The sequence below is a fragment of the Alloactinosynnema sp. L-07 genome, assembly GCF_900070365.1.
GTDB lineage: Bacteria > Actinomycetota > Actinomycetes > Mycobacteriales > Pseudonocardiaceae > Actinokineospora.
The window spans coordinates 798,658-824,250 of sequence record NZ_LN850107.1 but is presented as its reverse complement, the minus strand read 5'-3'; the positions used below and the strand labels follow the sequence as shown (position 1 = coordinate 824,250).

General features: G+C 69.2%; 26 protein-coding genes. 11 read left to right on the top strand and 15 right to left on the bottom strand.

Translation table 11 applies throughout. The annotated features are described in order from the left end of the window. Positions 1-74: 74 nt before the first annotated feature. Positions 75-719, bottom strand: a complete 645-nt coding sequence (locus BN1701_RS04075; RefSeq protein WP_054045623.1) for a DUF3710 domain-containing protein — start codon at positions 717-719, stop codon at positions 75-77. Further along, positions 720-1,196, bottom strand: coding sequence for a dUTP diphosphatase (dut, locus tag BN1701_RS04070; protein WP_054045621.1), 477 nt, complete (start codon positions 1,194-1,196; stop codon positions 720-722). 24 nt (positions 1,197-1,220) lie between these two features. Here dut and BN1701_RS04065 point away from each other — a divergent pair, with 24 nt between their 5' ends. Further along, positions 1,221-1,700 (top strand): DUF3093 domain-containing protein, encoded by a 480-nt coding sequence (locus BN1701_RS04065; RefSeq protein ID WP_054055600.1) that lies wholly within the window; start codon positions 1,221-1,223, stop codon positions 1,698-1,700. Between the two features lie 89 nt (positions 1,701-1,789). Here the strand turns inward: BN1701_RS04065 and BN1701_RS04060 are convergent, their stop codons facing one another. Continuing rightward, positions 1,790-2,098, bottom strand: a complete 309-nt coding sequence (locus BN1701_RS04060; RefSeq protein WP_054045619.1) for a DUF4193 domain-containing protein — start codon at positions 2,096-2,098, stop codon at positions 1,790-1,792. Positions 2,099-2,460: 362 nt separating this feature from the next. Here BN1701_RS04060 and cei point away from each other — a divergent pair, with 362 nt between their 5' ends. Continuing rightward, positions 2,461-3,204, top strand: a complete 744-nt coding sequence (gene cei, locus BN1701_RS04055; RefSeq protein WP_082859644.1) for an envelope integrity protein Cei — start codon at positions 2,461-2,463, stop codon at positions 3,202-3,204. Between the two features lie 193 nt (positions 3,205-3,397). Here the strand turns inward: cei and BN1701_RS04050 are convergent, their stop codons facing one another. Further along, positions 3,398-4,198, bottom strand: a complete 801-nt coding sequence (locus tag BN1701_RS04050; RefSeq protein WP_054045615.1) for an inositol monophosphatase family protein — start codon at positions 4,196-4,198, stop codon at positions 3,398-3,400. Between the two features lie 77 nt (positions 4,199-4,275). On the opposite strand from BN1701_RS04050, the gene ppgK reads away from it, so the two are divergent. The 3 genes from ppgK (at position 4,276) to BN1701_RS04035 (ending at position 7,074) form a co-directional block, all read left to right on the top strand. Further along, the gene (ppgK, locus tag BN1701_RS04045; protein WP_054045613.1) at positions 4,276-5,016 is read left to right on the top strand and encodes a polyphosphate--glucose phosphotransferase; all 741 of its coding nucleotides are present in this window, start codon (positions 4,276-4,278) and stop codon (positions 5,014-5,016) included. Between the two features lie 173 nt (positions 5,017-5,189). Next, positions 5,190-6,509: an RNA polymerase sigma factor gene (locus BN1701_RS04040; RefSeq protein WP_054045611.1), complete on the top strand. Its 1,320-nt coding sequence runs from the start codon at positions 5,190-5,192 to the stop codon at positions 6,507-6,509. A 382-nt stretch (positions 6,510-6,891) separates the two neighbouring features. After that, complete coding sequence (locus tag BN1701_RS04035) at positions 6,892-7,074, top strand: hypothetical protein (RefSeq protein WP_054045609.1); 183 nt, start codon at positions 6,892-6,894, stop codon at positions 7,072-7,074. Between the two features lie 78 nt (positions 7,075-7,152). On the opposite strand, the gene BN1701_RS04030 is transcribed toward BN1701_RS04035, so the two are convergent. The 5 genes from BN1701_RS04030 to BN1701_RS04010 form a co-directional block, all read right to left on the bottom strand. Next, positions 7,153-8,313: an ROK family protein gene (locus BN1701_RS04030; protein WP_157367754.1), complete on the bottom strand. Its 1,161-nt coding sequence runs from the start codon at positions 8,311-8,313 to the stop codon at positions 7,153-7,155. Positions 8,314-8,323: 10 nt separating this feature from the next. Then, positions 8,324-9,751 carry a sugar ABC transporter permease gene (locus BN1701_RS04025; protein WP_054045607.1) on the bottom strand — a complete coding sequence of 476 codons (1,428 nt, stop codon included), beginning with the start codon at positions 9,749-9,751 and terminating at the stop codon, positions 8,324-8,326. An 8-nt stretch (positions 9,752-9,759) separates the two neighbouring features. Beyond that, a complete protein-coding gene (locus tag BN1701_RS04020; protein ID WP_054045605.1) occupies positions 9,760-10,533 on the bottom strand; it encodes an ATP-binding cassette domain-containing protein in 774 nt (257 codons plus the stop codon). Positions 10,534-10,671: 138 nt separating this feature from the next. Further along, a complete protein-coding gene (locus BN1701_RS04015) occupies positions 10,672-11,793 on the bottom strand; it encodes a sugar ABC transporter substrate-binding protein (RefSeq protein ID WP_054045602.1) in 1,122 nt (373 codons plus the stop codon). Positions 11,794-12,037: 244 nt separating this feature from the next. After that, on the bottom strand, positions 12,038-13,783 hold the full coding sequence (locus BN1701_RS04010; protein ID WP_172803181.1) for a DEAD/DEAH box helicase: 1,746 nt from the start codon (positions 13,781-13,783) through the stop codon (positions 12,038-12,040). A 179-nt stretch (positions 13,784-13,962) separates the two neighbouring features. Here BN1701_RS04010 and BN1701_RS04005 point away from each other — a divergent pair, with 179 nt between their 5' ends. Together BN1701_RS04005 and BN1701_RS04000 are read left to right on the top strand one after the other, a co-directional pair. After that, entirely contained in the window at positions 13,963-15,018 is a 1,056-nt protein-coding gene (locus tag BN1701_RS04005) for a YihY/virulence factor BrkB family protein (protein WP_082860256.1), read from the top strand. A gap of 107 nt (positions 15,019-15,125) precedes the next feature. Continuing rightward, positions 15,126-18,230, top strand: coding sequence for an efflux RND transporter permease subunit (locus tag BN1701_RS04000; protein WP_054045598.1), 3,105 nt, complete (start codon positions 15,126-15,128; stop codon positions 18,228-18,230). 46 nt (positions 18,231-18,276) lie between these two features. On the opposite strand, the gene BN1701_RS03995 is transcribed toward BN1701_RS04000, so the two are convergent. Next, positions 18,277-18,846, bottom strand: a complete 570-nt coding sequence (locus BN1701_RS03995; protein WP_054045596.1) for a GNAT family N-acetyltransferase — start codon at positions 18,844-18,846, stop codon at positions 18,277-18,279. 53 nt (positions 18,847-18,899) lie between these two features. On the opposite strand from BN1701_RS03995, the gene BN1701_RS03990 reads away from it, so the two are divergent. Continuing rightward, entirely contained in the window at positions 18,900-19,445 is a 546-nt protein-coding gene (locus tag BN1701_RS03990) for a GNAT family N-acetyltransferase (RefSeq protein ID WP_054045594.1), read from the top strand. Here the strand turns inward: BN1701_RS03990 and BN1701_RS03985 are convergent. Next, the gene (locus BN1701_RS03985; protein ID WP_231949474.1) at positions 19,442-19,684 is read right to left on the bottom strand and encodes a DUF3039 domain-containing protein; all 243 of its coding nucleotides are present in this window, start codon (positions 19,682-19,684) and stop codon (positions 19,442-19,444) included. The genes BN1701_RS03990 and BN1701_RS03985 overlap by 4 nt on opposite strands. A 66-nt stretch (positions 19,685-19,750) precedes the next feature. On the opposite strand from BN1701_RS03985, the gene BN1701_RS03980 reads away from it, so the two are divergent. Continuing rightward, on the top strand, positions 19,751-20,548 hold the full coding sequence (locus BN1701_RS03980; RefSeq protein WP_054045589.1) for a sporulation protein: 798 nt from the start codon (positions 19,751-19,753) through the stop codon (positions 20,546-20,548). 270 nt (positions 20,549-20,818) lie between these two features. Next, positions 20,819-21,724, top strand: a complete 906-nt coding sequence (locus BN1701_RS03975; protein WP_054055598.1) for a pseudouridine-5'-phosphate glycosidase — start codon at positions 20,819-20,821, stop codon at positions 21,722-21,724. A gap of 15 nt (positions 21,725-21,739) precedes the next feature. Here the strand turns inward: BN1701_RS03975 and BN1701_RS03970 are convergent, their stop codons facing one another. Genes BN1701_RS03970 through BN1701_RS03960 form a run of 3 tightly spaced genes read right to left on the bottom strand, consistent with a single transcriptional unit; the run spans position 21,740 to position 24,265 of the window. Continuing rightward, on the bottom strand, positions 21,740-22,687 hold the full coding sequence (locus tag BN1701_RS03970; protein ID WP_157368383.1) for an ATP-binding cassette domain-containing protein: 948 nt from the start codon (positions 22,685-22,687) through the stop codon (positions 21,740-21,742). Then, positions 22,684-23,478 carry an ABC transporter permease gene (locus BN1701_RS03965; RefSeq protein WP_054045587.1) on the bottom strand — a complete coding sequence of 265 codons (795 nt, stop codon included), beginning with the start codon at positions 23,476-23,478 and terminating at the stop codon, positions 22,684-22,686. The genes BN1701_RS03970 and BN1701_RS03965 overlap by 4 nt, the downstream gene beginning before the upstream one ends. After that, on the bottom strand, positions 23,471-24,265 hold the full coding sequence (locus tag BN1701_RS03960) for an ABC-2 family transporter protein (protein WP_054045585.1): 795 nt from the start codon (positions 24,263-24,265) through the stop codon (positions 23,471-23,473). The genes BN1701_RS03965 and BN1701_RS03960 overlap by 8 nt, the downstream gene beginning before the upstream one ends. A 94-nt stretch (positions 24,266-24,359) precedes the next feature. On the opposite strand from BN1701_RS03960, the gene BN1701_RS03955 reads away from it, so the two are divergent. Further along, positions 24,360-25,226 (top strand): carbohydrate kinase family protein, encoded by an 867-nt coding sequence (locus BN1701_RS03955; RefSeq protein WP_054045583.1) that lies wholly within the window; start codon positions 24,360-24,362, stop codon positions 25,224-25,226. Here the strand turns inward: BN1701_RS03955 and BN1701_RS03950 are convergent. Then, entirely contained in the window at positions 25,208-25,543 is a 336-nt protein-coding gene (locus BN1701_RS03950; RefSeq protein ID WP_054045581.1) for a DUF3099 domain-containing protein, read from the bottom strand. The two genes, BN1701_RS03955 and BN1701_RS03950, sit on opposite strands and share 19 nt — an antisense overlap. Between the last annotated feature and the right edge of the window lie 50 nt (positions 25,544-25,593).

Here is a 25,593-nt window from a genome sequence, read left to right as displayed (position 1 = left end):
TGGTGGTCGGCTAGTGGTTTCCGGTCCCGCCCACCCACAGAGCGCAACGGGCCGAACACGACAGCCCAACGGAGTTATGCCTGCTGCTGGTCAGCTTGGGCGATGTGTTCGGCGATGGCTTGCGGCAGGTCGATCTGCAGGGGGGTGCGCACCGGCATCGGCTGGGTGCCGCGTACGACGATCGTGTTGCGGAGCATCGCCCGCAAGGCCTCGGTGCTGGTGTCGGCGAGTTCCGGGGGGCCTGCCACGACGCCGCGCAGCATCCAGCGGGGGCCGTCGACGCCGACGAAGCGCAGGGCGACCTCGTTCAGGGAAGCCGACAGTTCCTGGCCCCACTCGCCGGTCTGGCTGCGGACCGAGGCGCCGTCGGTGCGGAGTTGTTCGGCGAGTTCGCCGCAAACTTCGCGCCAGAGGCCGCCGGAGCGGGGGGCGGCGTAGGCGTTGAGGGTGAGCTGGCCGATGGGGGTGAGCACGTGCACCGCGCGCACCGGGCCAGCCGGGTCCATCTCCACCTGCAGCTGGGCGCCGTCGGGGACCGGGATCCGCAGCGAGCCGAGGTCGAGGCGGGGGGACTCGTCGTCCGGCGCCTCGGACTCGTCGTAGGGGCCGTCAGCGCGGTCGACCTGGTCGACGTCGTCGAGTTCGTCGAAGTCCGGTGACTCGACCTCCTCGACGCGCGGTTCCTCGTCCTTGCGCTTGCGCTTTCCGAACAGTGCCACCTAGTCCTCCGTCCCCGCCGAGCCGGTGAGCACCTCGTGCCCCCCGGTCGACCCGTATCCGCCGGTGCCGCGCTGGGACTCCCCCAGGTCGTCCACCTCGCGGAACACCGCGTGCTCGACCCGCTGCACCACCAGCTGTGCGACGCGGTCGCCGCGGCGCAGGCTGATCGGTGCGGTCAGGTCGTGGTTGATCAAACAGACTTTGATCTCGCCGCGGTACCCCGAATCGATCGTGCCAGGAGAGTTGACCACGCTCAGCCCCGACTTGGCCGCCAGACCCGAACGCGGATGGACGAACCCGGCGTAGCCCACGGGCAGAGCGATCGCGATCCCCGTGCCGACGGTCACCCGGCGGCCCGGCGGAATGATGACGTCCACGGTGGTCACCAGGTCGGCCCCCGCGTCACCCGGGCGGGCGTACGACGGCAGGGGCACGTCCGGATCCAACCGGGTGAGCAGGACCTCCACGCTGGACACGAGCGGCGAGACTACCCTGAGGTGGTGACAGACAGCTCAGGCACGGCCCCTTCGACGACCACCGGCCAACAGTTCGCGGAGCGGCTGTACGTGACGTGGTACTGGTGGCCACTGCCGTTGCTGGCGGCCGGGCTGCTCGCCGCCGAGATCCACATGGGCTATCCGGGCGTGCGCTCGTGGCTGCCCTATGTCGTGCTCCTGCCCATGACGCTGCTGCTGATCGTGCGCTCCGGGCGCACCAAGGTCACGGTGGAGGACGGCGAACTGAAGGTCGGCGACGCGCACGTGCCGCTGGAGTTCCTCGGCACCGTCGAGACCTTCGGCGCGGGCGACAAGCGCAAGGTGCTCGGCCGGAGCCTGGACCCGGCGGCGTTCATGCTGCACCGGGGCTGGGTCGGGCCGCTGGTGCGGGTCCAGATCACCGACCCGGCCGACCCGACGCCGTACTGGGTGTTCAGCACGCGCAAGCCCGCCGCGCTGGTCGCCGCCCTGCGCCAGGACTGACGCACGACGACAGCCGGGCACCCCATCGGGTGCCCGGCTGTTTTGTCGTCGGTGTGGTCAGCCCCTGCCGGGGGCCGCGCGTCGTGGGCTTACGCGCAGTCCCGGCAGACGAAAACGCCGTTGTTGTCCTCGGCGAGTCGGCTGCGGTGATGCACAAGGAAGCACTTCGAGCAGGTGAACTCGTCTGCTTGCTTGGGCACCACGCGGACGGTGAGGTCCTCGCCGGACAACGCCGACAAGTCGGCGCCGGGCAGCTCGAAGCTCTCCGCCGTGTCCGTCTCGTCGACATCGACGACGCCGGACTGGGTTTCGTTCCGTCGCGCCTTGAGTTCCTCTAGGGAGTCCTCCGCGAGATCGTCCGCCTCGCTGCGGCGTGGTGCGTCGTAGTCGGTAGCCATCGTCTTTCACCCCTGCGGTCCATCAGGATGTGGGTCGTGCCGCTGGTCAACGTTCCAGCGCCCCGGTTTGTGCCCGCCAATCGAGTGACGGAGGTCTCGCCGGTCGCGTCAGGGTCAGGCAGCCATCGGAATCGATTCGGCTGGACGTCTTCGGCGACCGGAGCGGGCAGAGGGTAGCTCATCTACGGCCCGTCCCGCACCGCATCACCCGTCTGGGGGTGTTTCGGGCGCGTCGGCCGCCCGGATGCGAAGCTCGAACCCAGGGTTGCGGTCCGGACACGACGGGGGTGTCGGGCTGCGGAATCCGCCAAACCGAATAGGCTGATCACCATCGACTGTCGAGTGAGTCACGCTCACTCCGAATGCCTGCGGGGGTAGGGCATGAAGTCCGTAGAGAGGACCCGCTCGTGCCGGCCGGGAACCTGACGCGGGGTGGGCGTCCGAGCGGGTATCGAAAGCGTCGCCCGCTCCCGGCGCTCATCCTGATCGTGCTGCTAGGCGTTGCCGCGGGCGTCGTCTGGCTCCAGGTGATCAAGACCGACGAGGCGGGCTCGCGCACGATGAGCTGCAACCCGCCGCCCGCTGGGGTTCCGGTGGAGGGCGTTCCCGCTCCGCTGGTCGGTCAACCGATGGACCGCACCAGCCTGGACCGCACCTCGCCCGCGCCCGCGGCCACCGCTCTGGTCCGCGTCCTCAACGCCAGCGGAACCCGACGCCAGGCCACCACGGTCACCGAGACGCTGCGCGAACTCGGCTTCACCCAGATCGCCGCCCCCGGGGACGACACGCTCTATCCCGAGGGTTCGCTGTCATGCCGGACCCAGATCCGCTTCGGCCAGCAGGGGATGGCCGTGGCCCGCACGCTGAACCTGCTGGAGCCGTGCGCGGAACTGGTGAAGGACGACAGGCAGGACGCGACGGTCGACTTGGCCGTGGGCAAGCTGTTCGACCACCTCAAGCCTCGCCCGGAAGCCCGTCGGATATTGGACCTCCTGGCCGAATGGGCACAGTCCAACCCAGACCAAGGCGGCCTGCTCTCGGACGGCTCAAGCGCAGCCCCGATCCCATCAGAACTGATCACCACAGCCCTGGACATCCGCTGTTAGAAGGCCTCCACCAGCACAAACGCAACGGGCCCAGCAGAACGGCCTGTTTGGGTGGTTCGCCTTGATTTGGGGTGAATGGGCCTAAACTTTCGGCGCGGGTGGGCTTCACCTCGCCCACCTTTTTAGCCCGCGCAGGCCCATTCGAGGGGCCCCAAATCAAGGCGAACCACCCAAACAGGCGCCGCAGCACGCCCTAATAGTCCCCGCCCACACCTTCCTCAACCAACACCTGACGCAGCCCATCCACAATCGACGGCGAAGCGGCGAACATCGTGTCCGTGCCCAGTTCCGGCGCGGCGCCGGGAAGAGTGACCACAGCGCCTGCTTCGGCGGCGATCAACGCTCCCGCCGCCCAGTCCCATGCGGACAGCCCGCGCTCGTAGTAAGCGTCAACCCACCCCGCGGCCACCGAGCAAAGGTCCAACGCCGACGACCCTGACCGGCGGATGTCACGAACCCGACCCGCCACCCGCGCCGCCACCGCTGCCTGCGCGATCCGACGCTCCCGCGAGTAGGCGAACCCGGTGGCCACCAGCGACAGCTCCACCGACTCCGGCCGCGACACCGACAGCGGCAGGCCGTCGAGGAACGCTCCCCCGCCGCGCACCGCGGTCCACTGCCGACCGCTGACCGGTTCGATCACCGTGCCCGCCACCGAGACCCCGTCGACCTGGGCGGCGACGGACACGCAGTACCAGGGGTAGCCGTAGAGGTAGTTGACCGTGCCGTCGATCGGGTCGACCACCCAGGTCACCCCGGCCCCCACGGCACCGCCCTCCTCCTCGCCGAGCACCGCGTCGTCCGGGCGCAGGTCGGCCAGCCGGTCGCGAATCAGTACCTCGGCCGCTTTGTCCGCGGCGGTGACGACGTCGGTGGCGGTGGACTTGGTGTCGACGTCCTGGATGGCCTTGGACCGCTCGGTGCGCACGAGGTCGCCCGCCTCGGTCGCGACTGTCACGGCGATCTTCAGCAGGTCGCTGTTGGAATGGCTCACACCACTATCCGACCACAAGCGGACGGCGGCGGCTAATGTCTGCGGCAATGGTTCTGAATCGAGTAGGAAGGTCCGGCATGGGCGCGACTGGCTTCGGCGTGGACATCGGCGGCTCCGGCATCAAGGGCGGCGTGGTGGACCTGGTCACGGGCAGGTTGGACGGCGAACGCCTACGCATCCCCACCCCGAACCCGTCCACCCCGGACGCGGTCGCCGACGTCGTCGCCGAGATCGTCGGCAAGTTCGGCTGGGACGGACCGGTCGGGGTGACGCTGCCCGCGGTGGTCAAGAAGGGCGTCGCGCACACCGCGGCCAACATCGACAAGTCGTGGCTGGACACCGACGCCGCCGCCCTGTTCGGCAAGCGCTTGGAGCGGGAGGTGGTCGTGCTCAACGACGCCGACGCCGCCGGGGTGGCCGAGATCCGCTACGGCTGGCCGGGCGACCGCGACGGCGTGGTCGTGCTGCTGACCTTCGGCACCGGCATCGGCAGTGCCCTGTTCCTCGACGGCGAACTCGTGCCCAACACCGAGTTCGGCCACCTGGAGGTCGACGGCCACGACGCCGAGACCCGGGCCGCGGCCTCGATCAAGGAAGAGGAGAACCTCTCCTGGGGCGAGTGGGCCCACCGGGTCACCCGCTACATCACCAGCCTGGAGAACCTGATCTGGCCGGACCTGATCATCGTCGGCGGCGGAGTCAGCAAGAAGGCGGACAAGTGGCTGCCGCTGCTCGACGTCCGGACCAAGATCGTGGCCGCTGAGCTGCGCAATGACGCGGGCATCGTGGGAGCCGCGGTGGCCGCCGCGGACGGCTGAGGGGTCGACCCCGGCGACTTTCCGGCTTGGCGTGTCCCGACGAAACGCCGCACGTCGCTACAATGGAACACGCCCCTGGCTCAGCAGCCGCAGGGCACTCCCCCGAACTCCGGCGGCGACCAGACGTTTTCCCCTCGGGCGCCGCCGTGATGGACAGTTGTGAAAGGGCGTACGTGGCAGCCGCACGAACCGCAACCCGACGCTCCACCACGTCGGCGAGCGCCGCGAAGACGGCCACCGGCGAGCCGTCGGAAGAAGACCTGACCGCCACCGGGACCAAGACGACGGCCAAGAAGGCGGCGGGCGCCAAGACCGCGCGCGCGCCCAAGAAGGCCCCCGCGGCCAAGGCCGCCCCGAAGAAGGCGGGCGAGGGTCCCGAGGGCGAAGAGCCGGAGGACTCGGAGAACCCCGACCTGTCCGACCTGGAAGAGGTCGAGGTCGAGCCGGTCGAGGAGCCGGTCGAGGAGCCCGAGGAGAAGGACCCGAAGGAAGCGGGCAAGGACGGCGACTTCGTCTGGGACGAAGAAGAGTCCGAGGCGCTGCGCCAGGCCCGCAAGGACGCCGAACTCACCGCCTCCGCCGACTCGGTGCGCGCCTACCTCAAGCAGATCGGCAAGGTCGCCCTGCTGAACGCGGAGGAGGAGGTCGAACTCGCCAAACGGATCGAGGCGGGCCTCTACGCCGCGGAGCGGGTGCGCAAGTCCGAGGACGAGTCCGAGAAGCTGCAGCCGCAGATGCGCCGCGACCTGCGGTGGATCGTGCGCGACGGTGAGCGGGCCAAGAACCACCTGCTGGAGGCCAACCTGCGCCTCGTGGTGTCGCTGGCCAAGCGCTACACCGGCCGCGGCATGGCCTTCCTCGACCTGATCCAGGAGGGCAACCTGGGTTTGATCCGCGCGGTGGAGAAGTTCGACTACACCAAGGGCTACAAGTTCTCCACGTACGCGACGTGGTGGATCCGCCAGGCGATCACCCGCGCGATGGCCGACCAGGCCCGCACCATCCGCATCCCGGTGCACATGGTCGAGGTCATCAACAAGCTCGGCCGCATCCAGCGTGAGCTGCTCCAGGACCTGGGCCGCGAGCCCACCCCGGAGGAGCTGGCCAAGGAAATGGACATCACCCCGGAGAAGGTGCTGGAGATCCAGCAGTACGCCCGGGAGCCCATCTCGCTCGACCAGACCATCGGCGACGAGGGCGACAGCCAGCTCGGCGACTTCATCGAGGACTCCGAGGCCGTGGTGGCCGTGGACGCGGTGTCGTTCACCCTGCTGCAGGACCAGCTCCAGTCGGTGCTGGCCACGCTGTCCGAGCGCGAGGCGGGCGTGGTGCGGCTGCGCTTCGGCCTCACCGACGGCCAGCCGCGCACCCTCGACGAGATCGGCCAGGTCTACGGCGTCACGCGTGAGCGCATCCGCCAGATCGAGTCGAAGACGATGTCGAAGCTGCGCCACCCGTCGCGCTCGCAGGTCCTGCGCGACTATCTCGAGTAAGCCACGGGATTTACGACGCCGCTCGTGCCTTCGTGGCGCGGGCGGCGTCTTTCTTTACACAGAGCGACGATCGGATGTGGCAGGCGTCACGTTCCCGAGTCGTGGACGTGTTCGCCCGTGGTGAACAAGGGGCAGCGACCGGGCGTTTTGACCATGGACTCGTTGATCGATATGCCCTGCTCCCAGTCGATTTCGGGGCGAATGGCTAGGCCGACCGGGTTAATCCAGGGTTACCTGATTGCTATGTGGGCGCGGGAACACTGCTATTCGCTCGCGCGTCTGTAAGAGTAGGAATCGTGAACACGGCGGAGTCACCAGCCACCGGGTTCACGGCCGATGAGGGCGCCGGGCCATCCGGTGCCGGGACGGAGGGAGAACTCCCATGACGACAACGACGCTCACCCGCCCCGAGCTGACCGCTGCCGATCGGTGCGACCGCTGCGGCGCCGCCGCACAGGTTCGCGCCGTACTTCCCTCCGGAGGAGAGCTACTGTTCTGCGGCCACCACGCCCGCGCGCACGAGGTGCGACTGCGCGAGCTGGCGGCCGAGCTCCAGAAGGGCTGATCCCACGTCCTGATCCGTCAAGCGGGCGGCACCCCTCAAGGGTGCCGCCCGTTCTCTTTCCCGAGGCGACCTGACGCGTCAGACGGTGCCCAGGACCGGCTCGAAGGCCAGTTCCGCGGCCCCGATCAGTTTCCCGTCCGCGCCGAGGGTGGACGGGAGGATGCGGGTACCGCCGATGGCGCGGCTCACCAGGCTGCGCTTGCCCACCTCCAAGCCGACTGCGTCGACCAAGTCTCGGGGCAACGCGGTGAACAGGTCGCCCAGCACGACCAGCTCCGGGCTGAACGCGTTGACGATGTTGATCACGCCGATGGTGAGCCACCGCCGGAACTCGGCAAGCGTGTCGTCGCCTGGCCGCAGTGCCCGCAATTCGGCCACCACGGCCCCGCGCGGAGAACCCTCGGGCAGCGACAGCGCGCGGCACATGGCCAGCTCGCCCACCTCGGTCTCCCAGCACCCGCGGCTGCCGCAGTGGCAGTCGCGCCCGGCCGGGTTGACCACCATGTGGCCGAGTTCGCCGATGTATCCGCCGGTCCCCCGCAGCGCCGCGCCGTCGGAGATCACGCCCGCGCCGACACCGATGTCGGCGGAGACATAGACGACGTCCTCGGAACCCCGCGCCGCGCCGCGCAGGTGCTCGGCCAGGGCGCCGATCTCGGCGTCGTTGCCGACCCGGATCGGCACACCCAGCGTGGCACCGAGGCGGTCGCCCAGCGGCACGTCGCGCCAGCGCAGGTTGGGCGCCTCGTGCACGAAGCCGTCGGACCGGCGGACCACGCCGGGCACCGAGACGCCGACACCGAAGGTCTTCACGTCCAACTCCTCGGCCAGCACCCTCGTCGACTCGACGATGTGGGTGATCACCTCGTCGGGTTCGCGGGTGCGGCCGTGCAGGTTCCACCGGTTGCGGCCCAGCATCTCCCCGCCGAGCCCGACCAGCGCGATGGCGACCTGCTCGACCCGGATGTCGACGGCGAGCACCACCGCGGCCTGCGGCTGCGGCAGCACCAGCAGCGAGGGCCTGCCCGCCCCCGACCGCGCCCGCGGCACTCGTTCCTGCACGATCCCCGACTCGGCCAGGCCGTCGACCAGCGCCTTGATCGTGCTGCGGTTGAGGCCCAGTTCCGTGGCCAGCTCGGCCCGGGTGCTCGGCCCGTCGACGTGCAGGCGGCGCAGCAGAGCGGTGCGGTTGTGCCTGCGCACCTCGTCGGGCCGCGCGCCCGCCGTCGGTGTGCTCACCAGCCCTCCCCTACCTGCCCGCCACCGCCGCCCGCCTGCGGGACAGCGCGTCGACCGTCGCGGCCAGCAGGAGAACCAGCCCGGTGACGATGTTGACCACCGCGGCGGGTTGCTGCAGCAGGCCGAGACCGTTCTCCACCACGGCGAGCACCAGCCCGCCGATCACCGCGTGGATGACCTTGCCCCGACCGCCGAACAGCGACGTCCCACCGATCACCGCCGCGCCCACGGCGAACAGCAGCGTATTGAGACCACCCGCTTGGGGGTCGACCGACCCTACCTTCGAGGAGTAGACGATGGCACCGATCGCGGCCACCGACGAGCAGACGATGAACACGCTGGCCCGGATCTTGGGCACGTTGATGCCCGCACGGCGGGCCGCCTCGGCGTTGCCGCCGACGGCGTAGATGTGGCGGCCGTAGCGGGTCCGGTTGAGCACGTAGGTGCCCGCGACCAGCAGGACCAGGACGATCGGGACCACGTACGGCACGCCTTGGATCACCACGAAGTCGTTGGGCGACCGGTTGACCGTCAGCGCGAAGGTGGCCAGCGCGGCGAGCACGGTGATCCCGGCCACCTTGGCCAGCACGATCGGCGTCGGCGCGGTCACCAGCCCCTTGCTCAGCCGGATGAAGTGCTCGCCGAGCACCACGCCCCCATAGCCGACGGCGATCACCGCGAACAGGATCCAGCTGCCCAGCACCGACAGGTTGCCGTTGGCGACGTTGAACAGCACCGGCTGGGTGCCGATGCCGAGTACCCCGCCCTGGCCGATGAACTGCAGGATCACGCCCTGCCAGGTGATGAACAGTGCCAGGGTCACCACGAACGACGGCATGCCGATCTTCGACACCAGAAACCCGGTGATCACACCGATCGCGGTGCCGACGCACAGGGCGAGCAGCATCTCGATCCACGGGTTCGGCGCCGCGCCGATCATCGCGATCGTGACCGCGACCATGGCCAGGACCGCGCCCGCCCAGATCCGCATGAACACCGCGAGCAGCGCGGCGACGACCATGCCGCCGACGAAGACGTAGAACACCGTGGAACCCATGCCGCCCAACAGGTTCCCGGAGCGCACGTAGTGCATCGCCATCACCGCGGCGCACACACCCGACGCGGTACCGGCCGACAGGTCGATCTCGCCGAGCAGCAGGACGAAGACCAAACCCATGGCGATGATCATCTTGCCCGCGCCCTGGGCGATCAGGTTCGCGGTGTTGTCCAGGGTCAGGAAGTTCTCGGACTGGGTCCAGAAGTAGACGACGAGCGCGGCCAGGCCGAGCACGGCGGGCATCGAGCCGAGGTCGCCGCCACGCAGGCGGGCGAAGAAGTCACGCACCGCCTCACCCGTGGACTGGGTGGTGGTGTCGATGCCGAAGTCGGAGATCGCGCCGCCGGAGTCGGTCCGCGCGGCCGCTGGAGTGTTGGTCATGGTGTTCCTCAGACGGTTGCGGTCTCGGGGCGGGCGAGGCCAAGGTCGCCGGAGCGGCCCGCGGTGATCAGCTCGACCACCTGGCCGTGGGTGACCTCACGGGTCGGCACCTCGGCCACCATCCGGCCCAGGTAGAGCGTGGCGATGCGGTCGGCGACCTCGAACACGTCGGCCATGTTGTGACTGATCAGCACCACGCCGAGGCCCTGTTCGGCCAGCCTGCGGACCAGGTCGAGCACCTGCCGGGTCTGCGCGACACCGAGCGCGGCGGTCGGCTCGTCGAGGAGCACGACCTTGCTCTCCCACAGCACCGCCTTGGCGATGGCCACGGTCTGCCGCTGCCCGCCGGACAGCGAGGAGACGGGCGTGCGCACGGACTTCACCGTGCGGACCGACAGCGACGCGAGGGTGTCGCGCGCGGCCTTCTCCATCGACGCCTCGTCGAGCAGCCACCCGCTGCCGCGTTCGCGGCCGAGGAACATGTTCTGCACGATGTCGAGGTTGTCGGCGAGGGCGAGGTCCTGGTAGACGACCTCGATGCCCAGCCGGGCCGCGTCCCGGGGGCCGTGGACATGCACGGGTTCGCCGTTGAAGGCGACCTCGCCGGAGTCCATCGGGTGGATGCCCGCGACACATTTGACCAAAGTGGACTTCCCGGCGCCGTTGTCGCCGACGAGCGCGGTGACCTCGCCCGCGCGCACGGTGAAGTCGACGTCGTGCAGCACGTGCACAGGTCCGAAGCTCTTGTTGAGTTTACGAACTTCGAGAATGGGATCGCTCATGACGCCCCCTCGCAGGCTCCGTGGCGCCACTCGTGGTCGCCCTGTGACATTGATTCACTCGCAAGCTCGTTCATGGCGGAAACTCCTGGGCAAGGCCCCGGCGCGACCCGTTCAGGCCGCGCCGGGGGCGAAGGATCGTCAGCTGATGCCGAGCTGCGTGCAGACCGCGGCCAGGTCACCGGTGCAGATCTCGGTCGCCTTGACGTAGCCCTCGGAGACGACCTCCTTGACCCCGTCCTTGGTGGTCAGCTTCGGCTCCAGGAGCAGGGACTTGACCTTGCGGCCGGACTTGGTGTCGTCGGTCGAGCCGGAGGCGATCTTGTCCGCCGCCGCCGTGTCGCCCTTGGCCAGCGCCGCGGCGAGCTTGGCCGCGCCCTGGGCCTCGGCCTTGATCGGCTTGAACACCGTCATGTACTGGTCGCCGCGCAGGACCGCCATCAGGCCGTCCGGGGTGGCGTCCTGACCGGTGACCGGGACCTTGCCGTTGAGCCCGTTCTTGCGCAGCACGGTGATCACCGCGCCCGCGAGGCCGTCGTTGGCGGCCACCACGCCGTCGACCTTGCCGCCGTTGGCGGTCAGGATCTGCTCGAAGGTCACGCCGCCCTTCTGGTTGTCCCAGCCGTCGATCGGCTGGCTGCGCACCAGCTTGAGCGCGCCCGAGTCGTAGAGGGGCTTGAGGACCTTCTGCTGTCCGTTGTAGAAGAGCGTGGCGTTGTTGTCGGTCGGGGCGCCCTCGATCTCGATGACCTGGGCACCGGCCTTGTCCTTCAGCGCCGTGGCCAGACCCTGGCCCTGCAACTCGCCGACCTTCACGTTGTCGAAGGAGACGTAGTACTCGGAGCTGCCGCCGAGGTTGAGCCGGTCGTAGTCGATCGTCGGAATCCCACGGGCCTTCGCCTTGGCCGCCACCGCGGCCCCGACCTCGCTGTTGATCGCGGCGATGACCAGGACCTTCACGCCCTGGCTGATCATGCCGTCGGCCAGCGTGCTGAACTTCTGCACGTCGCCCTGGGCGTTCTGGATGTCGGGCGAGAGGCCCTCGGCCTTCATCGCGGCCTCGATCATCGGCTTGTCGAAGCCCTCCCACCGGGCCGAGGTGGCGGTCTCGGGCAGGATCACGCCCACCTTGATCCCACCGGCACCCGTCGCCTGGGTCTGCCCGGAACCGCCGGAGGGGGTCTCCTGGTTGGCACCACAGGCCGTCATGGCGAGGGAGACACCCACACCTGCGGCGAGCAGAACCAGCTTCTTGCTGCGCATTGGTCGTCCCTTTCAAGAACGGTCGACGCGTCGCCTGGGCCCGGGCGGCAGTCGTCTCGGTTAAATGTTGTGGCTCACAACATATGCCGGACACACCGGTGATGTGAACCACACTGGATCGATCCAGAGCCAATCAAGTGGACACATTTTGGCAACGGGACGGACATGAGCTGGACGTGCGCGCGCCGGAATCGCAGGCAGGCCATGCTTGCTGACCGGCCGAAATGGACGTTCGCGTGATCGACTACCAGGAGCGCAGCGTGGCGATCCGCTCTTCCAACTGCTCCATCGACGCCATCGCCGTCGGCGGTCCGCCGCAGGTGCGGCGCAGTTCGCCGTGGATCATGCCGTGGGCCTTGCCCGTGCGGTGGTGGGCCATCCCGACCAGCGCGTTCAACTCCTTGCGCAGCGCGGCCAACCGTTCCTGCACCGTCTGCGACTTCGGCGCGACCGGCTCGGCCGGGCCCTGCTGGGCGGCCTTGCGGGTGCGCTGTTCGAGCTGGCTGTCCTGCCGCTTGCGCAGCAGCTCGCGAACCTGGTCGGGCTCCAGCAACCCCGGCAGCCCCAGGTACTCCTGCTCCTCGGCCGACCCGGCGAACGCCGCCGTGCCGAACGACGAGCCGTCGAAGATCACCTGGTCGAGCTCGGCCGAGGCGCCCAGCGAGGTGAACGCCTTCTCCTCCTCGCCCAGCTCGTCCTTGGTCCGGTTGGCGTCGGCGAGGAGGTCGTCCTCCCAGCCCTCCTTCTCCCGGTGCGGCTTGCCAAGGACGTGGTCGCGCTCGGCCTCCAGCTGGCTGGCCAGGTCGAGCAGCACCGGCACCGACGGCAGGAAGATGCTCGCGGTCTCCCCCGTCTTGCGCGCCCGGACGTACCGCCCGATGGCCTGGGCGAAGAACAGGGGCGTGGACGCGCTCGTCGCGTAGACCCCGACGGCCAGCCGGGGCACGTCGACGCCCTCGCTGACCATCCGGACCGCGACGAGCCAGCGGTCGGTCGAGTCGGCGAACTCCTGGATCCGGCCCGACGCCTTGGGATCGTCGGAGAGAACCAGGGTCGGCTCGTCGCCGGTCAGCGTGTAGAGGATCTTGGCGTAGGCCTTGGCGGAGACGTGGTCGGAGGCGATCACCAGCCCGCCCGCGTCCGGCATGCCGCCCACACGCAGCTGCGTCAACCGCATGTCGGCGGCGCTGAGCACGGCCGGGACCCACTCGCCCTCCGGGTCCAGGGCGGTGCGCCAGGCGCGCGCTGTCTGCTCGGCGGTGAGCGGCTCGCCCAAGCGGGCGGTGAACTCCTCGCCCGCGCTGTTGCGCCAGCTCGCCTCACCCGAGTAGGCCAGGAAGATCACCGGCCGGACGACACCGTCGCGCAGCGCGTCGGCGTAGCCGTAGGTGTGGTCGGCCTTGCTGCGCAGGAAGCCCGCGCCGTCGGGCTCGTAGTCGATGAACGGGATCGGCGAGTCGTCGCTGCGGAACGGGGTGCCGGTCAGGCTGAGCCTGCGCACGGCCGGGGTGAACGACTCGCGGACCGCGTCGCCCCAGCTCTTGGCGTCACCGCCGTGGTGGATCTCGTCGAGGATGACCAGGGTCTTGCGCTGCTCGGTGCGCACTCGGTGCAGGCTCGGGTGGGCGGCGACCTGGGCGTAGGTCACCGCGACGCCGACGTACTCGCTGGAGGTCTGGCCCATCGAGTTGGTGAAGTTGGGGTCGATGGGGATGCCCGCCATCGTCGCCGACGCCGCCCACTGGTGCTTGAGGTGCTCGGTCGGGGCGACGATGGTCAGCCGCTCGACCGTGCGGTCGGCCAGCAGTTCGGCGGCGACCCTCAAGCCGAAGACGGTCTTGCCCGCGCCGGGCGTCGCGACCGCGAGGAAGTCCTTGGGCCTGCGGGTCAGGTACTTGGTGAGCGCCCGCCGCTGCCAGTCGCGCAGGGGTCGGGCCGCTGGGGACTCGGGGGTCGCCGATGAGTCCGGATGCACCTCGGCCCGCGTCACGAGTCCCCCCAGCCCCTTTCCCAAAATACCTGGACAAGCGAATGCCCCCAAGCGTCGACGTTGAGGGCGAAGGCGAGGATACCGCCCGCCCGATCAAGATCGCTGCGCGGCGCGACACGCGGTGAGATCAACGGGCGTGCGCACGTACCGGGGAGTCATGGACCATGCTTATGCATGTCATGACTGACCAGGCGACCTCCCAGACCGGCGACACCGCCGCGCCCCGGCGCGGGCCGTGGCGGCTGGTCTCCCGCACGATGTCCAAGGCGTGGGAAGGCAACCTGTTCTCCGAGGCGGCGGAGGCCGCGTTCTGGCAGGTCCTGTCGCTGCCGCCGCTGCTGCTCGGACTGCTGGGCAGCCTCGGCTTCGTGGCCGACTGGTTCGGCAAGGACGTGATCGCCGCCGTCGAGGCCGACATCATCGACATCTCGCGCACCGCGTTCAGTGAGAGCGTGGTGACCCAGATCATCCAGCCGACGGTGTCGGACATCCTGACCGTCGGCCGCGGCGAGATCGTCTCCGTCGGCTTCCTCATCTCGCTGTGGGCGGGGTCGTCGGCGATGTCGTCCTTCGTCGACGCCATCACCGTGGCGCACGGCCAGTACGGAGTGCGCAACGAGGTGTGGCAGCGGATCTTCGCGCTGCTGCTGTATGTGCTGAGCCTGGTACTGCTGGTCATCGGTCTGCCGGTGCTGGCGCTGGGCCCGGATCTGCTGCCCAAGCTGTTCCCGGTGCCCTGGCGCGACACGGTCACGTCCTGGGTGGATGTCACCTACTACCCGATCATCGGCCTGCTGCTCGTCCTGGCGCTGGCGACGCTCTACAAGCTCGCCCTGCCGCGCAAGCTGCCATGGCACCGCGGCCTGCCCGGCGCGTTCCTGGCGATGATCGTGTTCCTGCTCTCCAGCATCGGCCTGCGCCTCTACATCGGCTGGATCACCACCACCGGCTACACCTACGGCGCGCTGGCCACCCCGATCGCGTTCCTGCTGTTCGCCTTCTTCATCGGCCTGGCCATCGTGATCGGCGCGTACTTCAACGCCGCCATCCAGGACATGTGGCCCGCCAGGATGACCCGCAGGCAGCGCCGCCGCTGGCGCAGGCTGGAGATCGAACGCGCCGCCGAGCAGATCCGGTCCACCGATGACGAGGGCGACTGGAAGACGCTGGAAGACCCCGACCGTCAGACCTCTGACGATCATCAGCCCTCAGATGGTCGTAGTCCTAAAGTATGAGATGACTTCAGACCCTGGACCGAATCGGTCCAGCGCGGTTCGTGCTTGGATGGAAAGTGCTACCGACGCGGGGGCGCCGGTCCACATCCGAGGGGAAACGCAAGCCAATGTCAGTGCTGGCTCGTCTGAGCCTTGCCAATCGCGGCCTGATCGGGCTGCTCAGCCTGCTGATCGTCGGCTTCGGCGCCTTCGCGCTGCCGTCGCTCAAGCAGCAACTGCTGCCGTCGATCCAACTGCCCGCCGCCGTAGTGATCGCGCCGTATCCGGGCGCTTCACCCGATGCCGTCGACAGCCAGGTCGCCGAACCCATCGAGAGTGCGCTGCGCGGGCTCGCGGGCGTCGACAACATCACCACCAGATCCGCGGAGAGCTCGGCCACAATCCAGGTCCAGTTCACGTACGGCACCGACATCGACGCCGCGGTCAGCCAAATGCAGCAGGCGGTCAACCGCCTGCGCCCGACGCTGCCGCAAGGCGTCGAGCCGACCGTGGCGCAGGGCAGCACCGACGACATCCCGGTGGTGATCCTCGCCGCGCAGACCGGCGCCGACGAGACCGCCACGGCCAACCGGCTGCGCACCGAAGTGGTGTCCGAACTCGAAAGCATCACCGGAGTCCGCGCCGCCACGATCACCGGCACCCGCGCGCAGACCGTCACGATCACCCTCGACTACGCCAAGCTCGCCGCCGCCGGGGTCGACCCGACCGCGCTCGCGGGCACGCTGGGCGGCGCGGGCACCCCGATTCCGGCGGGCACCGTCACCGACGGCACCCGCAGCCTCACCGTGCAGGTGGGCGGCCCGATCAAGTCGGTCGACGACCTGCGCGCCATGACGCTGCCCTCGCGCGGCGCCCCGGTGAAGCTCGGCGACGTCGCCACCGTCGAGGCCGGGCTGGCCGACACCACCGCGATCACCCGCACCGACGGCAAGCCGACGCTGGGGATCATGGTCACCATGTCCCAGGACGGCAACGCCGTCGAGATCTCCAAGACGATCAAGGACAAGCTCGGCGAGCTGAGCAAGGACGCCCAGACCGAGCTGACCGTGGCCTACGACCAGGGTCCCGAGGTGCAGAAGGCCATCGGCGGGCTCACCTCCGAGGGGCTGCTGGGCCTGCTGTTCGCCGTCGCGGTCATCCTGCTGTTCCTGCTGTCGCTGCGCTCCACGCTGGTGACGGCGGTGTCCATCCCGCTGTCGGTGCTGGTGGCGCTGATCGCGCTGTGGATGGGCGACCTGTCGCTCAACCTGTTGACGCTGAGCGGTCTGACCATCGCCATCGGGCGCGTGGTCGACGACTCGATCGTCGTGCTGGAGAACATCAAACGCCACCTGAGCTACGGCGAGGAGAAACAGCGCGCCGTCCTCGACGGCACGCGGGAGGTGTCGGGCGCGGTCACGGCGTCGACGCTGACCACGGTCGCGGTGTTCCTGCCGATCGCGTTCCTCAGCGGACTCGCGGGCGAGTTCTTCGGGCCGTTCGCCATCACGGTGACGGTGGCGCTGATCGCTTCGCTGCTGGTGTCGCTGACGATCGTGCCCGTGCTGGCCTACTGGTTCCTGCGACGCCCGCCGGTCTCGGCCGACCCGGAGGCCGCCGAGGCCGCTCGGGTCGCCGCCGTGGAGAAGGAGCGGCGCAGCCCGTTGCAACGGGCGTACGTGCCGGTGCTGGAGTTCGCCACGAAACGTCGCGCCGTCACGCTGCTGATCGCCGTGCTGATCTTCGGCGGCACGATCGGCCTCGCGTCCCGCCTGGAGACCAACTTCCTCGACGACTCCAACGCGGCGACCCTGCAGATGTCGCAGGAGCTGCCGCCGGGAGCATCGATGCGGACGCGCGACGAGGCGGCCAAGAAGCTGGAGCAGGTACTGGCGCGCACCGACGAGATCGAGGTGTACCAGGTCACCGTCGGCACCGACGACACCTTCGCCGGGTTCGGCTTCTCCAGCAACGGCACCAACACCATCAACGCGACGGTCAAGGAAGGCACCAACGTCGCCGACCTGCGCGCCAAGCTCGGCGACCAGTTCAAGGCCGACCCGTCCATGGGCGTGGTCAAGCTGGGCGCGGAGGCCAACGGCTTCGGTGCCAGTGGCGTGCAGGTCATCGTCACCGCGCCGGACGGCGAGTCGCTCACCAAGGCCGCCGACACGGTGCAGAAGGCCGTCGAGCAGGTGCCCGGCCTGGCCGAGGTCGACAACGACCTGGCCAAGAGCAGCCCGCGCGTGCAGGTCGTGGTCGACCAGCAGGCCGCGGCGGCGCGCGGGCTGAGCAGTCAGGCCATCGGCCAGTTCGCCACCCAGGCCTTGCGCGGCACCCCGGTCGCCGAACTGCCCATCGGCGGGGCCAGGCACGACATCGTCCTGCGCACGGGCGCGGCGCCCGCCGACGTCGCGGCGCTCAAGGCGCTGCCGCTGCCCAGCGCCACCGGACCGGTCACCCTCGGCGAGGTCGCCCAGGTGTCCACTGTGGACGGACCGGTGCAGGTACGCAGGACCGGCGGCGACCGCAGCGCCACCGTCTCGGCCAAGACCACCGGCTCCGACCTCGGCAAGATCACCCAGGACCTGACGAACAAGCTCAACGGTGTCAACCTGACCGGCGGGGCCAAGTGGGAGATCGGCGGCGTCAGCGCCGAACAAGCCGAGACCTTCGGCGACCTGGGCCTGGCGATGCTGGCCGGTATCGTGATGGTCTTCCTGATCATGATGGCCACCTTCCACAGCCTCATCCAGCCGCTGATCCTGCTGGTCTCCATCCCCTTCGCCGCCACCGGTGCGATCATCCTGTTGCTGGTCACCGGCACGCCGCTCGGCCTTCCCGCCATGATCGGCATGTTGATGCTCATCGGCATCGTGGTGACAAACGCGATCGTCTTGATCGACCTGATAAACCAATACAGATCCGACGGAATGAGCGTCCGCGACGCGGTGATCGAGGGCGGGCGCAGGCGCCTGCGGCCCATCCTGATGACCGCCGCCGCCACCATCTTCGCCTTGGTGCCCATGGCGTTGGGCATCACCGGCGAAGGCGGCTTCATCGGAAAGCCGCTGGCCCTGGTCGTCATCGGCGGCCTGATCAGCAGCACCCTGCTCACCCTGGTCCTCGTCCCGACCCTCTACACCATGGTCGAGAACCGCAAGGAACGCCGGAACGCCAAGCGCACGGCCAAGCACGCACTTGCCGAGGATCCACAACCTGTCAACGCGTAATGAGATCGAACGGGCCCCGGGGAATGAACCGGGGCCCGTTTCGTTCTCAGAGTTCCCGACGCATGATCACGCGCGGGAACCCGCCGGACACCGACGTGGTGTCGCTCGCGAAGGTGAACCCGGCCGACTCGAAGAGCGTGCGTGTGCCGACGTAGGCCATCACCAGGTCGACCTTCTCCCCCTTGTTGTCGACCGGATATCCCTCAAGAACCGGCGCCCCGTGTTCCCGGGCGAAATCGACAGCGCCGTCAAGCAGCGCGTGGGCGATGCCGCGACCTCGGTGCCCTGGCCGGACCCGGAAACACCACACCGACCACGCGGGCTGGTCGTCCACATGCGGAATCTTGCGCGACCGCGCGAACGGCAACTCCACCCGCGGCGCGACCGCGGCCCAACCCACGACGTCGTCACCGTCGTAGGCGAGGACGCCTGGCGCGACCTCGCGCCGAGTCAGGTTCTTGACGTACTCCCCGCGCTCCGGCCCGAGCAACGACCTGTTGGTCTTCGCGTCGACCCGGTGGCTCAGGCACCAGCACACCGAGGACCGCGGATTCTTGGGCCCAAGGATCGTGGCGACGTCGCCGAACGAACTGGCGGGCCGGATCGAGAAACTCACGAGCCGACCATACTTGCCTGCACCGACGATTCGCGGCCGTGTAGAACCGGGCCATGCAGTGGATCACCGTGTGGGAGAACGACGTCAGCGAAGCCCTCAATGCCGGCCTGGCCGGGCTCTTCGCCGACGCCTACCCGCGCAGCGCCCACAAGTTCCGGGACGGGCGGAGTTGGTCGGGAGCGCGGCCCGAGGTGCGGGTCATCGGCCTCGACGGCGGCAGGCCGATCGCCCACCTGGGCATCCTGCGGCGGTTCCTGCGGACTCCACCCGACGCAAGCCTGCTGGTCGGCGACGTCGGACTCGTCGCCGTCCACTCCGAGTGGCGTGGAACCGGCGTGGGCAGGCGGTTGCTCGCCAGCGCCGCCGACGAGCTCAAGGCCTTGGGGGTGCCGTTCGGCTATCTGACCTGTGGCACGCACGTCATCGGCTTCTACGAGTCCGGCGGTTGGCACCACGTCGACGGGCAGGTCACCCGGATGATCGACAACCATCAGCGGCCCGAGGTCTACACCGGGCCGACGATGGTGCTGCCGGTCCGCGCCGCCCTGGCCGACTGGCCGCACGGGCAGACGGTCGACCGGAACGGGTGGGAGATCTAGCCCTTGAAGCTTTCGTAGATCTTCTGGCAGTCGGGGCAGACCGGTGAACCGGGCTTGGCGGCCTTCGTCACCGGGAACACCTCACCGCACAACGCCACGACCATGGAGCCCATGACGGCGCTCTCCACGATCTTGTCCTTCTTGACGTAGTGGAACATCTTGGGGGTGTCGTCGGTGGTGGTGTCGGTGCCCTCGGGACGGGTATCGACTTCCGGCAGTGTCTGGGTGGGTGCGCTCACCTGTCCATGATGCAACATCGCCCCGAAAACGTGCCGCCGTGGGCGTCGGGCCGGCAGGATGCGCCCATGTTCCAGAAGGTGTTGGCCAGCTTGGGCTCGGGCGGGGCGAAGGTGGACGCCCGCATCATCGACCGCGCGGTGAGGCCGGGCGGGACCCTGCGCGGCGAGGTGTTGCTCACCGGCGGGCAGGTCGACCAGGAGGTCGACTCGCTCGGGGTGAGTGTCCTGGCCCGTGTGCAGACCGACGGCGACAAGGTCGCCGACCTGCCGATTCAGACGGTGAACCTGGCCGGACGCGAGCTCATCCGGGCGGGTGCGCAGGTCACGGTGCCGTTCGAGGTCCAGTTGCCATGGGAGACGCCGATCACCTCGGTGTTCGGCAAGTACCTCACCGGCATGGCCGTGGGCCTGCAGACCAACCTCGACCTCGCGGGCAGCGTCGTCGACCCGCAGGACGTCGACGCGATCGCGATCGAGCCGCTGCCGGTGCAACACCGCATCCTCGACGCGATGAGCAGGATCGGGTTCCAGTTCCGGGCCGCGAACCTGGAGAAGAACCGGCTCGACGGGGTCGACCAGCAGCTCCCATTCTTCCAGGAGATCACCTTCGCCCCCTCCCCCGCGTTCGCGGCGGCGTTCACCGAGGTCACGGTCACCTTCCTGGCCCGGCCGAACGACGTGCAGGTCGTGCTCGACGTGCTCAAGAAGGTCCGGGTCGCCAAGGGCGGCGGGCTCGGCGCACGTGGGCAGGCGTATCTCGGCTCGTTCGTGGTGCAGAACGCGACGATGGCGCAGAACAACTGGGAGCAGCAGATCGAGGGCTGGCTCCGGCAGGTCGCCGCCCCACGCGGGATCTTCGACTGACAGCCACGCGGCTGGTGGGACGGAAGTGCATTCTGGTTCTCCTCGGGCATCCACTCCCGCAAGGCCCGCAACATCGCGGCGGGGTCGGCGGTGTCGGTGTCCCCTCCCGGACCCGCTGGACCCGGTGATCTTGGAGGGCACGGCCGAGATCGTGGGCCTTCGATCCGCCGCTCTGAACATCGCTCGGCCGCGGTGACGAGTCGCACGGCCGAAGGCCGTGCCAAATTACAGCCGTGCCATATTACAACCGTGAACACCGATCACCTCGCCATGACCCCGGAGGTCGCCGACGCGCTGGCGACCGGCCGCCCCGTCGTCGCCCTGGAGAGCACGCTGCTCGCCCACGGCCTGCCCTCGGGCCGCAACCACGAGGTCGGCGTCCGGCTGGAAGAAGTGGTCCGAGCAGCGGGCGCGGTACCCGCGACGATCGCCGTCCTCGGCGGCAAGGCCCACATCGGACTCACCGGCGCTGAACTGGACCAGGTCTGCTCAGGCGGCCTGACCAAGCTGTCCCGCCGCGACCTCGCCCCCGCTCTGGCCCTGAGCCGCGACGGCGCCACCACCGTCGCGAGCACCGCCACCCTGGCCCACCAGGCAGGCATCCAGGTCTTCGCCACCGGCGGCCTGGGCGGCGTCCACCTGACCCTCCCCCGAGGCGCAGCCGCATGGGACGTCTCCGCCGACCTCGACGTACTGGCGTCGACCCCCGTGACGGTCGTGTGCTCCGGGGTGAAATCGGTCCTCGACATCGCCGCGACCGTCGAGGTCCTGGAGACCCGCTCGGTACCTGTCCTTGGCTACCAGACGGACTCCTTCCCCGCCTTCTACCTGCGCGTTTCCGCCTTCCCAGTACCGTGGCGGGTGGACACCCCGGCGGCGGCCGCGGCGGTGATCGACACCCACAACACCCAGATCCCCGGCAACTCGGGCGTACTCCTGGTCAACCCGATCCCGGTCGAACACGAACTCGACCGAGCCCTGCACGACCGCCTGCTGCAGGAGGGCATGGACCTGCTGCGCACCCGCGACATCCGAGGCAAGGACGTCACCCCTGTGCTCTTGGAGCACTTCCACACCGCCAGCGAAGGCGCCAGCCTCACCGCCAACATCGAACTGGTAGCCGACAACACCAGGGTCGCCGCCGAGGTGGCAGTAGAACTGGCACAGCGCCGATAGCCCGCGGGGCACCGCTCAGTGCTCACCCCGATAGAGCCGGGCGATCACATCCTCGATCTGCGGCTCCCGAAGCGAGAGATCCACCAACGGGACCGCCCGAGCCAATGCGGCGATGACCTCCCCCGCCGCCACCCCGTCAAGCTCCAAGGTCACCCGCCGCCCCTCCACAGAAACCACCGACGCACCGGGCAAAGCGAGATCAGGCCAAGGCGCATCAAGGTCAGCAACCAGAGTCCGACGAGAGCCATAACGCGCATGCAGGGCATCAAGGCTGCCGTCGTGGACAACGCGGCCGTGGTCGATCACCACAAGGCGTTTGCACAGTTTCTCGATGTCGGCGAGGTCGTGCGTGGTCAGCACGACAGTGGTGTCGCCGCGCGCGTCCAACTCGGCGAGGAACGTGCGGACGGCCTGCTTGCTGAGCACGTCGAGCCCGATCGTTGGCTCATCGAGAAACAACACCTCCGGCCCATGCAACAACGCCGCAGTCAACTCCCCGCGCATCCGCTGGCCCAGCGACAACTGCCGGACAGGCGTCTGAGCGAACTCGGCCAGCCCGAGCAGGTCGGAACACCGCGCCAGCCGGGTCGCGTGGTCGCCCGAGGGCACCCGATAGATATGCCGAAGCAGTTCGAACGACTCCGCCAGCGGCAAGTCCCACCACAGCTGCGAACGCTGCCCGAACACCACCCCGATCCGCCGAGCCAACGTAGTCCGGCTGGCCACCGGCTCCAACCCACACACCCGCACAGACCCCGCGCTAGGCGTCAACACCCCCGTCAACATCTTCAACGTGGTCGACTTACCAGCCCCATTAGGCCCGATATACCCCAGCAACTCCCCCGTACTCACCCGCAAATCGACCCCGTCGACCGCGGACACCACGTGCCGCGATCGGCGAAACCGGCCAGTCTTGCGGCTGACCGTGAAGTCCTTCCGCAGCCCCTCAGCTGAAATGATCATGATCCTGTGCTCCGGTAGTGACGGACGCCGATTCGCCAGAACGTTCCCGCCGCGCAGGCCGCGACCAGTGCGGTGACCGGCGAGCACCACCGCAGCCAGTCCGGGGTGCCGAGCGGGTCCGCGCGGTCGATCAAGGCGAGCGTGGGCAGGTAGGCGACGAAGCTGAACCCCAGGACGCTGCCGAACACCGTCCGAAACCAGTCACCGAACATTGTGGACGGATACAGGGTGAAGTCGTTGCCGCCGTAGGTGAACGCGTTGGCGACCTCACCCGACTCGACCCACCAGAACGCGACCGTGGCGCCCGCGATGAACAGGCTGCCGAAGAACACCGCGCCCGCGATCGGCGCTCCGACCGCCAGCACGATCCTCGGCGCGTCCCAGTCGATGTCGGCTACCGCCAGCGCGACGACGTAGAGGATTCCGCCTTGGATGGCGCGGCCGACCCGGCGTGGGGCGAAGTTGACCGCGAGCAACTGCCACAGCGAGGACAGCGGGCGCAGCAGCAGCGTGTCGAACAGGCCGGTGCGGACGTAGTCACGCAGCTTGTCCGCGTTGCCCACGACCAGGTCCGCGGTGGAGAAGGCGAACGCCGACAGTGTCGCGATGAGGAACACCTCGGTGCCCGCGAACCCGCCGAGACTCCCCGCGACGGAGAACAGCACGAACACCGTCGCCAGGTCGAGTCCGTTGATGATCACGCTGCCGATCAGCTCGAACGCGAACGACACGCGGTACTGGGTCTGGCTGCGGATCTGGGCCCGCACGACCTTCGCGTAGACACTAGCCACCCTGCACCACCAGTTTCGCGACAGCCCTGGTCTGCACGACGCGGCACGCCACGAGCAGCACGGCCGCCCACGCGGCCTGGCCGCCGATCACCGCGGCGGCGTGCCAGAGTCCGCCCCGCTCGACGGCCACGTCCAGCGGGGCCTGGAGCAGCGACGGGAACGGGGTGGCCGTCCACAGGACCGTGGTCAGCCACTCCGGCAGGATCGCCAGCGGGAAGTAGAGCCCGCTGCCCGCCCCGGACGCGAAGACCCAGAACATCGACACGCCCCGGATGTCCAGCAGCCAGAACGATGTCAGCCCGACGAGGTAGCGGCAGGCGAAGCCGACCACGACCGCGAGCACGATCGACACCGCGGTCAGAAGGTACGTCGCGGCATGGGTGGGCAGGTAGAGGCCGAACGCGAGCGCGCCGACCAGCAGCGGCACGCTGAACCGGGTCAGCAGCGAGAAACCCGCCCGGCCCAGGTCCGTCCACAAGTATGTCCACAGTGGATCTATCGGTCGCAGCAGGTCGGCCACGATGTCACCGGAGCGCACCCGTTCGGCGAGGTCGAGCATCGTCCAGCTGTTGACCACGGCCAGCATTCCCTGACCCAGCCACACATAGGTGGCCAGCTGCGGACCCGAGTATCCGGCGACGGTTCCGCCCGCGGCGACGGCCAGCAGGACGTAGCAGCGCAGGAAGCCGAACACCGAGTTGGTGAAGATGCCCGCGATGGTCGCCTGCCGATACGTGGCGTAGCGGCGGAAGCCCGCGACCATCAACGCCCACGGCGCGCGCGGCATGGGCCGACCTCCTTGAGGCGGTGGGATGGATGGCGGGATGAGCTTTCTACTCTATCCACGGACAGGCGCGCGACTCGTTTCCAAGGAGAGCAACATGACGGTGGTGGTCCTCGGCGACGCGGCGCTGGACGTGGTGGTCCGGCCGAGTGGTCCGATCGCGTTCGGCGACGACACCCGGGCCTCGATCACCCGGTCGATGGGCGGCGCGGGCGCCAACACCGCCGCGTGGCTGGCCCACCTGGGCACCGACGTCGTGCTGGTCTCACGGGTCGGCGCCGACAGCGCGGGCGCGCAGTTGGAGGCGACCTTGACCGCGGCGGGGGTCCGCTGCGCGTTCACCGTCGACCCGGAGGCCGCGACCGGCGGCGTCGTGGTCTTGATCGACGAAGAAGGCCGTCGGACCATGCTCTCCGACCGCGGCGCCAACGCCCGGCTCCAGGCCGCCGACCTCGACCCTGCTCTCCTGGCGGACGCCCGCCACCTGCACTTGTCCGGCTACGTCCTGCTCGACGAGTCGTCCCGGCAGGCGGGCGTCGACGCGCTCGCCGCCGCCAAGTCCGCCGGGCTCACGACCTCCGTCGACCCGCAGGCCGCCGCGATGATCGACGACGCCACGGTATTCCTCGACTGCCTGCGCGGGGTGGACCTGCTGCTGCCCAACGCCGACGAACTGCGGGCGCTGGGCGGGCAGGCCGTGCTGCGGGTGGTGGGCGCGGTCGCGGTCACCGACGGGGAGCACGGCGCGTCGTGGCTGTCGCCCGACACCACGGAATCGGTGGCCGCGCCCGCGGTCGAGTGCGTGGACTCGACCGGCGCGGGCGACGCGTTCGACGCGGGGGTGCTCACGGCGTGGCTGGGCGGGGCGTCGCCGAGGGAGTCCCTGTTGGCGGGGGTGGCCGCGGGAAGCGAGGCGGTGCGCCGGATCGGCGCCCGGCCGCCCGGTCAGCCGTCGATCACCTGACGGGTCGCGGGCTCGATGGCGGTGCGGTCGTGCTCGTAGCGGTTGACGTGCTCGGCCTTGCGCGGCGGGCGGTCGTTGGCGATCAGCACCGCGACCCAGGGCAGCGGGATCGACAGCACGACGAAACCGAGCGCCAGCCACCACGTCTCGTGGAACATGCCCGCGAGCAGCAGACAGGGGATGCGGAGCCCCATCATGATCATGTACTTGCGTTTGCGCGCGGCGAACTGGTCCTCGTATGACGGCTCGGCCTCGGTGATCAGAACCGGCGTGTCGTCCCGCTCGGTGCCCTTCACGACACCACCTCCAACACCCATCCTCCCACCGCCGGGACCCAGTTGCGCCATCCGGGTAGAAGTCGGTGAGG